At 70.9% G+C, this 10,166-nt stretch carries 12 protein-coding genes; 3 read left to right on the top strand and 9 right to left on the bottom strand.

Going from position 1 to position 10,166, the window contains the following annotated elements:
- Positions 1–27: 27 nt before the first annotated feature.
- The 8 genes from ACFWEG_RS26395 to ACFWEG_RS26360 all read right to left on the bottom strand — a co-directional run bounded on the left by ACFWEG_RS26395 (position 28) and on the right by ACFWEG_RS26360 (position 6,663).
- A complete protein-coding gene (locus tag ACFWEG_RS26395; RefSeq protein WP_387219900.1) occupies positions 28–366 on the bottom strand; it encodes a metal-sulfur cluster assembly factor in 339 nt (112 codons plus the stop codon).
- The gene (gene sufU / locus ACFWEG_RS26390) at positions 363–818 is read right to left on the bottom strand and encodes a Fe-S cluster assembly sulfur transfer protein SufU (protein WP_387219898.1); all 456 of its coding nucleotides are present in this window, start codon (positions 816–818) and stop codon (positions 363–365) included. Before sufU ends, ACFWEG_RS26395 begins: the two co-directional genes overlap by 4 nt.
- 8 nt (positions 819–826) lie before the next feature.
- On the bottom strand, positions 827–2,101 hold the full coding sequence (locus ACFWEG_RS26385) for a cysteine desulfurase (protein WP_387219895.1): 1,275 nt from the start codon (positions 2,099–2,101) through the stop codon (positions 827–829).
- A complete protein-coding gene (gene sufC / locus ACFWEG_RS26380) occupies positions 2,098–2,862 on the bottom strand; it encodes a Fe-S cluster assembly ATPase SufC (protein WP_387219893.1) in 765 nt (254 codons plus the stop codon). Before sufC ends, ACFWEG_RS26385 begins: the two co-directional genes overlap by 4 nt.
- Before the next feature lie 7 nt (positions 2,863–2,869).
- Positions 2,870–3,187, bottom strand: coding sequence for a non-heme iron oxygenase ferredoxin subunit (locus tag ACFWEG_RS26375; protein WP_387219890.1), 318 nt, complete (start codon positions 3,185–3,187; stop codon positions 2,870–2,872).
- Positions 3,187–4,365 (bottom strand): Fe-S cluster assembly protein SufD, encoded by a 1,179-nt coding sequence (gene sufD, locus ACFWEG_RS26370; RefSeq protein WP_387219888.1) that lies wholly within the window; start codon positions 4,363–4,365, stop codon positions 3,187–3,189. Before sufD ends, ACFWEG_RS26375 begins: the two co-directional genes overlap by 1 nt.
- A gap of 106 nt (positions 4,366–4,471) precedes the next feature.
- Positions 4,472–5,893, bottom strand: a complete 1,422-nt coding sequence (gene sufB, locus ACFWEG_RS26365) for a Fe-S cluster assembly protein SufB (protein WP_387219885.1) — start codon at positions 5,891–5,893, stop codon at positions 4,472–4,474.
- On the bottom strand, positions 5,890–6,663 hold the full coding sequence (locus ACFWEG_RS26360; RefSeq protein WP_387219883.1) for a helix-turn-helix transcriptional regulator: 774 nt from the start codon (positions 6,661–6,663) through the stop codon (positions 5,890–5,892). The genes sufB and ACFWEG_RS26360 overlap by 4 nt, the downstream gene beginning before the upstream one ends.
- Before the next feature lie 267 nt (positions 6,664–6,930).
- Between ACFWEG_RS26360 and ACFWEG_RS26355 the strand changes: the two genes are divergently transcribed.
- From ACFWEG_RS26355 to ACFWEG_RS26345, 3 genes are all read left to right on the top strand, one after another.
- Positions 6,931–7,857, top strand: a complete 927-nt coding sequence (locus ACFWEG_RS26355) for an ABC transporter ATP-binding protein (RefSeq protein WP_387219881.1) — start codon at positions 6,931–6,933, stop codon at positions 7,855–7,857.
- Positions 7,854–8,621: an ABC transporter permease gene (locus tag ACFWEG_RS26350; protein WP_387219878.1), complete on the top strand. Its 768-nt coding sequence runs from the start codon at positions 7,854–7,856 to the stop codon at positions 8,619–8,621. Before ACFWEG_RS26355 ends, ACFWEG_RS26350 begins: the two co-directional genes overlap by 4 nt.
- A 90-nt stretch (positions 8,622–8,711) precedes the next feature.
- Positions 8,712–9,686, top strand: a complete 975-nt coding sequence (locus ACFWEG_RS26345; protein WP_387219875.1) for a heme A synthase — start codon at positions 8,712–8,714, stop codon at positions 9,684–9,686.
- A 59-nt stretch (positions 9,687–9,745) separates the two neighbouring features.
- Here ACFWEG_RS26345 and ACFWEG_RS26340 read toward each other — a convergent pair whose 3' ends face one another.
- On the bottom strand, positions 9,746–10,099 hold the full coding sequence (locus ACFWEG_RS26340) for a hypothetical protein (RefSeq protein ID WP_387219873.1): 354 nt from the start codon (positions 10,097–10,099) through the stop codon (positions 9,746–9,748).
- Positions 10,100–10,166 lie beyond the last annotated feature (67 nt).

The raw sequence follows: 10,166 nt of genomic DNA, 5'->3' as shown, positions 1-10,166 counted from the left end.
CCGGGGGGCCTTCCGCGAGGGCGGTGCTCAGACGTTGAAGCCGAGCGCCCGCAGCTGCTCGCGGCCGTCGTCCGTGATCTTGTCAGGACCCCACGGCGGCATCCAGACCCAGTTGATCCGCAGTTCGTTGACGATCCCGTCGGTGGCGGACTTCGCCTGGTCCTCGATGACGTCGGTCAGCGGGCAGGCCGCGGACGTCAGCGTCATGTCGAGGGTGGCGATGTTGGCGTCGTCGACGTGGATGCCGTAGATCAGGCCCAGGTTGACGACGTCGATGCCCAGCTCGGGGTCGACGACGTCGTACAGGGCCTCGCGGACCTCCTCCTCGGAGGCCGGCTTCAGCGTGGCGGTGTCGTTGTCCGTCATGCGGTCTTCCCTTCCGACAGCGCCTGGGCCGTCGCGTCCTTCCACGCCATCCAGCTCAGCAGCGCGCACTTCACACGGGCGGGGTACTTGGAGACCCCGGCGAACGCGACCGCGTCCTCCAGCGTCTCCTCCATGGCGTCGTCGGGCTCGATCTGGCCGCGGGACTGCATCAGCTCCAGGAAGGTCTCCTGGATCTTCTGCGCCTCGGCCAGTTCCTTGCCGACCAGCAGCTCGTTCAGCACGGAGGCCGAGGCCTGGCTGATCGAGCAGCCCTGGCCCTCGTAGCTGACGTCGGCGATCGTCGTGCCGTCGTAGCGGACCCGCAGCGTGATCTCGTCGCCGCAGGTCGGGTTGACGTGGTGCACCTCGGCGTCGCCGTCGCGCAGCCCGCGGCCGTGCGGGTGCTTGTAGTGGTCCAGGATCACGTCCTGGTACATCGAATCCAGCTTCACGACCAGCCCTATCCGAAGAAGTTCCGTACGTGCTCGAGCCCGTCGACCAGCGCGTCGACCTCGGCGGGCGTCGAGTACAGGTAGAACGACGCTCGCGTGGTCGCCGGAATTCCGTACCGCAGGCAGACCGGGCGGGCGCAGTGGTGCCCGACCCGGACGGCGATGCCCTGCTCGTCGAGGACCTGGCCCACGTCGTGCGGGTGGATGTCGCCGAGCGTGAAGGAGATCGCCGCGCCGCGGTCCTCGGCCGTGTTCGGGCCGATGATGCGCAGGTCGGGTACCTCCAGGAGCCGCTTGACCGCGTACTCGGTGAGCGCGTGCTCGTGCGCGGCGATCCGCTCCATGCCGATCGCGGAAAGGTAGTCCACGGCCGCGCCGAGGCCGACGGCCTGCGCGATCGGGGGCGTGCCCGCCTCGAACTTGTGCGGCGCGGGGGCGTACGTGGACGAGCTCATCGAGACCGTCTCGATCATCTCGCCGCCGCCGAGGAACGGCGGGAGGTCCTCCAGGAGCTCCTGCCGGCCCCAGAGCACGCCGATGCCGGTCGGGCCGCACATCTTGTGGCCGGTGAAGGCCACGAAGTCGGCCTGCAGCGCCTGCACGTCGAGCACCATGTGCGGGGCGGCCTGCGAGGCGTCCACGCAGACCAGCGCGCCGACGTCCTGGGCGCGGCGGATGATCGCCTCGACCGGGTTGACGGTGCCCATGATGTTGGAGACCAGCGTGAAGGAGACGATCTTCGTCTTCTCGGTGATGACCTCCTCGATGTTCGACAGGTCGAGCCTGCCGTCGTCGGTGAGGCCGAACCACTTCAGCTTCGCGCCCGTGCGCTGCGAGAGCAGCTGCCAGGGGACGATGTTGGAGTGGTGCTCCATCTCCGTGATGACGATCTCGGTGTCGCGGTCGACCTTGTACGGCTCGTCGGCCCAGCCGAGCATGTTGGCGACGAGGTTCAGCGACTCCGAGGCGTTCTTGGTGAAGATCACCTCGTCGCGGCTGGGCGCGTTGATGAACTCCGCGACCTTGTCGCGCGCGCCCTCGTACAGTGCCGTGGCCTCCTCGGCGAGCACGTGCACGCCGCGGTGGACGTTCGCGTTGTGCCGCTCGTAGTAGGCGTTCAGCGCGTCGAGCACCTGGCGCGGCTTCTGCGAGGTCGCCGCGTTGTCCAGGTACACGAGCTTCTTGCCGTCGTGGAGCACCCGGTCGAGGATGGGGAAGTCCTTGCGGAGCGCCTCGTCGAGCAGCTGGGACGTCGGCGCGAGGAGACCCGGCGTTGTCGTCACTCTGTCGCACCCACCTTCGTGTAGGCCTCGTAGCCCTCGTTCTCGAGCTTGTCCGCGAGCTCCGGGCCGCCGGACTCGGCGATCCGGCCGCCCACGAAGACGTGCACGAAGTCGGGCTTGATGTAGCGCAGGATGCGCGTGTAGTGCGTGATCAGCAGGGTGCCGACCTCGCCGGTCTCCCGGACCCGGTTGACGCCGTCGGAGACCTGGCGGAGCGCGTCGACGTCGAGGCCGGAGTCGGTCTCGTCGAGGACGGCGATCTTCGGCTTCAGGAGCTCCATCTGGAGGATCTCGTGGCGCTTCTTCTCACCGCCGGAGAAGCCCTCGTTGACGTTGCGCTCGGCGAAGGAGGGGTCCATCTGGAGCTGCTCCATCGCGCCCTTGACCTCCTTCACCCAGGTCCGCAGCTTGGGGGCCTCGCCGCGGATGGCGGTGGCGGAGGTGCGCAGGAAGTTGGAGACCGAGACGCCGGGGACCTCGACCGGGTACTGCATGGCGAGGAAGACGCCGGCGCGGGCGCGCTCGTCGACGGACATCTCCAGGACGTCCTCGCCGTCGAGCGTGACGGTGCCGGAGGTGATCGTGTACTTGGGGTGGCCGGCGATCGCGTAGGCCAGGGTGGACTTGCCGGAGCCGTTGGGGCCCATGATGGCGTGCGTCTCGCCCTGCTTCACGGTCAGGTCGACCCCCTTGAGGATCTCCTTGGAGCCGTTGTCGATCTCGACGGACACGTGCAGGTCGCGGATTTCAAGGGTTGCCATGGCTAGCTCAGGACTCCTGGGTGACGGAGACGAGCACATCGTCCCCTTGGATCTGTACGGGGTATACGGGCACGGGGCGCGTCGCGGGCAGTCCGCTCGGCTTCCCGGTGCGGAGGTCGAACGACGAGCCGTGCAGCCAGCACTCGATGGCGCAGTCCTCCACCTCGCCCTCCGAGAGGGAGACGTTCGCGTGCGAGCAGATGTCGTTGATCGCGTACACCTCGCCCTCGGTGCGGACGACGGAGACGGGCGTGCCGTCGATCTCCACCCGTAGGGGGGTGTCGTCGACCAGCTCGCTCAGCGAGACGGCCTTGACGAATGCCATCAGACGGACGCCTCCAGCTCGGTGTCGATCGTGGCGAGCAGGCGCTCCTCCACGTCGGGGAGGCCGATCTGCTGGACCAGCTCGGCGAAGAAGCCGCGGACGACGAGCCGGCGCGCCTCGTCGGCGGGGATGCCGCGCGACTGGAGGTAGAAGAGCTGGCTGTCGTCGAAGCGGCCGGTCGCCGAGGCGTGGCCGGCGCCGGCGATCTCGCCGGTCTCGATCTCCAGATTGGGCACCGAGTCGACCCGGGCCCCGTCGGTGAGGACGAGGTTGCGGTTCAGCTCGTAGGAGTCCGTGCCCTCGGCGGCGGCCTGGATCAGGACGTCGCCGATCCACACGGCGTGCGCGTCGTCGCCCTGCAGCGCGCCCTTGTAGGCGACGTTGGACGTGCAGTTGGGCACGTTGTGGTCGACCAGGAGGCGGTGCTCCTGGTGCTGGCCGGCGTCGGTGAAGTACAGGCCGAACAGCTCGGCCTCGCCGCCGGGGCCCGCGTAGGAGACCCGCGGGTGCAGCCGGACGAGGTCGCCGCCGAAGGTGACGACGATCGACTTGAAGCTCGCGTCCCGGCCGACCAGCGCGTTGTGCTGGGCGACGTGGACGGCCGTGTCCGCCCAGTCCTGCACGGAGACGACGGTCAGCTTCGCGCCGTCGCCGAGGACGTAGTCGACGTTGGCGGCGAGCACCCCGTCACCGGTGTGGTCGATGACCACGACGGCCTCGGCGAAGGCGCCGAGCTCGATCACCTGGTGGCCGTAGGCGACCCCGCCCTCGCCGTGGACGGCGATCCGGATCGGCTCGGTCAGGACGGTCTCCTTGGGGACCGTGACGACCGACGCCTTCTCGAACGACGAGAACGCCTGCGCGGCGACGCGGTCCACCGGGGTCCCGGCCCTGCCGACCCGCGGGTCGTCGCGGTCGACGGTCTCCTGGACGACCTCGTCGGGCGCGGTGACCTCGACGCGCAGGACGCCGCCGGCGGCCGCGGTCCCGTCGTGCAGGCCCCTGAGGCGGTCCAGCGGGGTGAACCGCCACTCCTCCTCGCGGCCGTGCGGGACGGGGAAGTCCGCGACGTCGAAGGACGGGGGCGCACTCATCCGGGTGGCGGTGGTGGACTCGGCGGCCACCGCGATGGAGCCGGAGGTGGTGGAGCCCACCGGGGGATTCTGAGCCTCAGCCATGGCTGTCGTGGTGCTCGCTCTCTTGGGTCAACGCTGTCGGGTCGGGCGGTGCTGTCGGGGCCCGGCCGGCCACCGCGGGCGGGGCCGGCCGGGGCGGGGGCCGGTGCTAGCCGACCGAGCCCTCCATCTGGAGCTCGATCAGCCGGTTCAGCTCCAGGGCGTACTCCATCGGGAGCTCCTTGGCGATCGGCTCGACGAAGCCGCGGACGATCATCGCCATCGCCTCGAACTCGGTCAGACCGCGGCTCATCAGGTAGAAGAGCTGGTCGTCGGAGACCTTGGAGACGGTCGCCTCGTGGCCCATCGACACGTCGTCCTCGCGGACGTCGACGTAGGGGTAGGTGTCGGAGCGCGAGACGGTGTCGACGAGCAGCGCGTCGCAGAGCACGTTCGACTTGGAGCCGGGCGCGCCCTCGCCGATCTCGATGAGACCGCGGTAGGAGGTGCGGCCGCCGCCGCGCGCCACCGACTTGGAGACGATGTTCGACGACGTGTTCGGCGCCATGTGGACCATCTTCGCGCCGGCGTCCTGGTGCTGGCCCTCGCCGGCGAAGGCGATGGACAGCGTCTCGCCCTTGGCGTGCTCGCCCATCAGGTAGACGGCCGGGTACTTCATGGTGACCTTGGAGCCGATGTTGCCGTCGACCCACTCCATGGTCGCGCCCTCGTAGGCCACGGCGCGCTTGGTGACCAGGTTGTAGACGTTGTTCGACCAGTTCTGGATCGTCGTGTAGCGGCAGCGGCCGCCCTTCTTCACGATGATCTCGACGACCGCGGAGTGCAGCGAGTCGGAGGAGTAGATCGGGGCGGTGCAGCCCTCGACGTAGTGCACGTAGGCGTCTTCGTCGACGATGATCAGGGTCCGCTCGAACTGGCCCATGTTCTCCGTGTTGATGCGGAAGTAGGCCTGGAGCGGGATGTCGACGTGGACGCCCTTGGGCACGTAGATGAACGAGCCGCCGGACCACACGGCCGAGTTCAGCGACGCGAACTTGTTGTCGCCGACCGGGATCACGGTGCCGAAGTACTCCTGGAAGAGCTCGGGGTGCTCCTTCAGTGCGGTGTCGGTGTCGAGGAAGATGACGCCCTGCTCCTCCAGGTCCTCGCGGATCTGGTGGTAGACGACCTCGGACTCGTACTGCGCGGCGACACCGGCGACCAGGCGCTGCTTCTCCGCCTCGGGGATGCCGAGCTTGTCGTAGGTGTTCTTGATGTCCTCGGGCAGTTCCTCCCAGGAAGCGGCCTGCTTCTCGGTGGAGCGCACGAAGTACTTGATGTTGTCGAAGTCGATGCCCGACAGGTCCGAGCCCCACGACGGCATCGGCTTCCTGTCGAAGAGGCGCAGGCCCTTGAGGCGGAGCTTGAGCATCCACTCGGGCTCGTTCTTCTTGGCCGAGATGTCGCGGACGACGTCCTCGCTGAGGCCGCGCTTGGCCGCGGCGCCGGCCGCGTCGGAGTCGGCCCAGCCGAATTCGTACGTGCCCAGACCCTCGAGTTCGGGGTGGGCAGTCTCCGTGGGGAGAGTCATGCGGGGTTCCTCCCGGCCTTGCTTGCGGACGTGCTGACGGACGCTGACGGTTGGTGCTGGTCTGACGGGTGCCGCGGGTTCGGGTTCGACGCGCGCTCCGCGGTCTTCGGAACGAACGTGGTGCACACCCCGTCGCCGTGGGCGATGGTGGCCAGCCGCTGCACGTGCGTCCCGAGCAGGCGGGAGAAGACCTCGGTCTCCGCCTCGCACAGCTGCGGGAACTGCTCGGCGACGTGCGCGACGGGGCAGTGGTGCTGGCAGAGCTGCTCACCCACCGGTGCGTTTCGCGCCGTAGCAGCGTACCCGTCCGCGGTCAATGCCCTGGCGAGGGCCTCGGTGCGGTGTGCGGGATCCGCGGCCTCGACGGCGGCGCGATAGGCCTCGGCCTGCGCGGCCAGCCGGTGGCGGGCGAAGGCCATCACGGCCTCGTCCCCGCCGGCCTGCTCGGCGATCCAGCGCAGCGCGTCGGCGGCGAGCGTGTCGTAGCTCTGGTCGAACGCGTCCCGGCCGCAGTCGGTCAGGGCGAACACCTTGGCGGGGCGGCCGCGGGTGCGGGCCCCGTAGACGCGCTGGTCGCGGGCCTCGACGACGTTGTCGGCGACGAGTGAGTCGAGGTGCCGGCGGACGGCCGCCGGGGTCAGTCCGAGGCGCCCCGCCAGGTCCGTCACGGTGGACGGGCCGTGGTCCAGGATCGAGCGCGCGACCCGGTTGCGGGTGGACCGCTCACCGGTCGCGAGGTCGTCCCTGGGGGGCTCGGCGACGTTTTTCACAACACCATTGTTGCGTAATTCGTCGGGGCGTGACAAGCCGCGTCGGAACGGGCTTCGGTGCGCTGCATCACTTAGGCGTACCTAAGTTGACCTGCGGAAACGGCTGTTGATCGATCATCCGGCGGGGTCTCGCACCGGCCCGCGCGACCGCTCCCACCTGCCCCTTCGTCCCGTTGTCGGACCGGCGCGCGGCCGTGGCGAGGGCCCAGCGACGGCCCGTCCGCCCCGGCGGCGGGAGCCCCGCCGCCCGCTCCGTAGACTCCCCCCATGAGCACCACAGCCGCCGTCGAGATCACCGGGCTGGTCAAGCGCTACGGGGAGCGGACCGCGGTCGACGGCCTCTCCCTGACCGTGCCCGCCGGCGGCGTGACCGCCGTCCTCGGGCCCAACGGGGCCGGGAAGACCTCCACGATCGAGGTCTGCGAGGGCTACCGGCGGCCCGACGGCGGCACCGTCCGGGTCCTCGGCCTCGACCCCGTCCGGCAGGCCGCCGCGCTGCGCCCCCGGATCGGCGTCATGCTCCAGTCCGGCGGCGTCTACTCCGGTGCCCGCGCCGAGGAGATGCTCCGCCACATGGCGAGGCTGCACGCCCACCCGCTCGACGTGGACGACCTGATCGAACGGCTCGGCCTGCAGTCCTGCGGCCGCACGACCTACCGCCGGCTCTCCGGCGGCCAGCAGCAGCGGCTCGCGCTCGCGCTGGCCGTGGTCGGCCGCCCCGAGCTCGTCTTCCTCGACGAGCCGACCGCCGGCCTCGACCCGCAGGCCCGGCGCGCCACCTGGGACCTGGTCCGCGACCTGCGCCGCGACGGCGTCACCGTCGTCCTCACCACCCACCACATGGACGAGGCCGAGCAGCTCGCCGATGACGTCGCGATCGTCGACGCCGGCCGGGTCGTCGCCCAGGGCAGCCCCGAGACGCTCTGCCGGGGCGGCGCGGAGAACACCCTGCGCTTCACCGGCCGCCCCGGGCTCGACCTCGCCTCCCTCCTCAAGGCGCTCCCCCCGGAGTCCGCCGCCGTGGAACTCACCCCCGGCTCGTACCGCGTCAGCGGCACGGTGGACCCGCAGCTGCTCGCCACCGTCGCCTCCTGGTGCGCGCAGCACGGCGTGATGCCGGACGGCATCTCGGTGGAGCGGCACACGCTGGAGGACGTCTTCCTGGAACTCACGGGTAAGGAACTGCGCGGATGAGCGCCGGAACGTACACCCCCCGGCCCGGGGCGGCCCCGCTCGGGCGGATGATCGCCGCGCAGGCGGCGCTCGAGACGCGGATGCTGCTGCGCAACGGCGAGCAGCTGCTCCTGACGGTGGTCATCCCGTCGCTGCTGCTCGTGCTGTTCTCGACCGTCGACGTCGTCGACACCGGCGCGGGCGAGGCCGTCGACTTCCTGGCGCCGGGCGTCCTCGCGCTCGCCGTCATGTCGACGGCGTTCACCGGCCAGGCCATCGCGACCGGCTTCGAGCGGCGCTACGGCGTCCTCAAGCGGCTCGGCGCCTCACCTCTCCCCCGCTGGGCGCTGATGACCGCGAAGACGCTCGCCGTCCTGGTCACCGAGGTGCTCCAGGTGGCGCTGCTCACCGTCATCGCCCTCGCCCTCGGCTGGTCGCCGCGCGGCAACCCCTTCGCCGTCGCCCTCCTTCTGCTGCTCGGCACCGCCGCGTTCTCCGGTCTCGGCCTGCTGATGGCCGGCACCCTGCGGGCCGAGGCGACGCTGGCCGCGGCCAACCTGGTCTTCCTGCTGCTGCTCGTCGGCGGCGGAGTCATCGTGCCGCTGGACCGCTTCCCCGACGCCGTGCAGGGCGTCCTCGGCCTGCTCCCCATCTCCGCCCTCTCCGGCGGCCTGCGCGACGTCCTCCGGGACGGCGCCGGCATGCCGTGGACCGAGCTGGGGATCCTCGCGGTCTGGTCCGTCCTCGGCCTGGGTGCGGCGGCCCGCTTCTTCCGTTGGGAGTAGTCGTGCCCGCACCGCTCCGACCAGCGGGAATGTCGGCATATCGACCGACACCGAGGGCTGCGTGAAAGTGTGCACAAGCGGCCGCCTACGATGGTCGGCGTGTTGACACCCCTCGCTTACCTCGCCCGCCGCTGGACGCCGACCCCGCGCACCGTCCGGCGGGCCGCGCTCACCGCCGTCGTGATGAGCGTCGTCATCATCGTCACCGGCGGCGCGGTCCGCCTCACCGGTTCCGGCCTCGGCTGCGACACCTGGCCCAAGTGCACCGACGACAACCTCTTCGCCACGGCCGAACAGGGCGTCCACGGCGCGATCGAGTTCGGCAACCGGCTCCTCACGTACGTGCTGTGCGCGGCGGTCGGCTGGACGATCATCGCCGTGCGGTCGGCGAAGCCGCGCCGGCGCGGGCTGACCCGGCTCGCCTGGTCGCAGTTCTTCATCGTCGTCTCCAACGCGGTGCTCGGCGGCATCACGGTGCTGCTCGGCCTGAACCCGTGGTCCGTCGCCGGGCACTTCCTCCTCGCCACCGCGCTGCTGACCGTCACCACGGTCACCTGGCTGCGGGTGCGCGAGGGAGACGCGCCGGCCCGGCCGCGCGTGCCGCTGCCCGTCCGCCGCCTCGGCTGGGCGCTGACGGCGTGCTCCGGCCTCCTCGTCGCCGTCGGCACGCTCGTCACCGGCAGCGGCGAGCACGCGGGCGACTCCCGCGACGTGCCGCGCATGCCGTTCGACTACGAGACGATCGCGCGGGTCCACGCGGCTTCCGCGTGGCTGGTGTGCCTGCTCGCGGTCGCGCTGTACGTCGCCCTCCGCGTCGTCGACGCCCCCCTCGACACCCGGGCCCGCGCCCGCGACCTGCTGGTCGTGCTGCTCGCGCAGGGCGCGATCGGCTACGTCCAGTACTTCACCGGCGTGCCCGAGGTCCTCGTCGGCTTCCACATGCTCGGCTCGACGCTGCTGTGGATCGCGGTGCTGCGCCTGCTGCTGAGCCTGCGCGAGCGCGGGGAACTCGCGCAGGCCGCGCCGGTCCCGGGCCGGCAGAAGGCCGCTCCGGCCGCCGTCTGAGCGAGCGCACGCGGAAGGGGCCCCGGGGATCTCTCCCCCGGGGCCCCTTTCGCGGCTCCTCACGTGTTGCGGGGGCCGCCGACCTGGATGCCCGCCATGCGGGTCCACTCGTAGCGGCCGGTGACGACCTTCGCCGCCATGTCACCGTCGAACGCCTCGTGGACGGTGATGCCGGCCTCCGCGACGGCCCGCTCGGCGATCGCGTACGTGGGGGCGACGAGGTCCCCCCAGCCGCCGTCCTCGCCGACGAGGACGATGCGGGTGCCGGCCTGGCCGATGTGGGCGAGCTGCCCCTCCGCGCCCCCGTGCGCCGTCGCGAAGGCCCGGATCTCCTTGGCCAGCTTCGCCACCCGGCGCTTCGTCCGCGCCTCGCCCTTGGCGTTCTCCGCCTCAACCTCTGCTGTCTCTGCCATGTCCTGGATGCTACTCGCGGGTAGCGGAACCGGCGACGGGCGGGGTGCGTGGCCTGGACCACGCACC

This window comes from Streptomyces sp. NPDC060194, from assembly GCF_042728285.1.
Lineage (GTDB): Bacteria > Actinomycetota > Actinomycetes > Streptomycetales > Streptomycetaceae > Streptomyces.
This window is presented reverse-complemented; position numbering and strand designations above follow the sequence as displayed.

Excerpts from the sequence above, each read along its gene's own strand:
- ACFWEG_RS26395 (WP_387219900.1), bottom strand. The coding sequence starts at position 366 with ATGACGGACAACGACACCGCCACGCTGAAGCCGGCCTCCGAGGAGGAG.
- sufC (WP_387219893.1), bottom strand. The coding sequence starts at position 2,862 with ATGGCAACCCTTGAAATCCGCGACCTGCACGTGTCCGTCGAGATCGAC.
- ACFWEG_RS26375 (WP_387219890.1), bottom strand. The coding sequence starts at position 3,187 with ATGGCATTCGTCAAGGCCGTCTCGCTGAGCGAGCTGGTCGACGACACC.
- sufD (WP_387219888.1), bottom strand. The coding sequence starts at position 4,365 with ATGGCTGAGGCTCAGAATCCCCCGGTGGGCTCCACCACCTCCGGCTCC.
- sufB (WP_387219885.1), bottom strand. The coding sequence starts at position 5,893 with ATGACTCTCCCCACGGAGACTGCCCACCCCGAACTCGAGGGTCTGGGC.
- ACFWEG_RS26355 (WP_387219881.1), top strand. The coding sequence starts at position 6,931 with ATGAGCACCACAGCCGCCGTCGAGATCACCGGGCTGGTCAAGCGCTAC.
- ACFWEG_RS26350 (WP_387219878.1), top strand. The coding sequence starts at position 7,854 with ATGAGCGCCGGAACGTACACCCCCCGGCCCGGGGCGGCCCCGCTCGGG.
- ACFWEG_RS26345 (WP_387219875.1), top strand. The coding sequence starts at position 8,712 with ATGGTCGGCGTGTTGACACCCCTCGCTTACCTCGCCCGCCGCTGGACG.
- ACFWEG_RS26340 (WP_387219873.1), bottom strand. The coding sequence starts at position 10,099 with ATGGCAGAGACAGCAGAGGTTGAGGCGGAGAACGCCAAGGGCGAGGCG.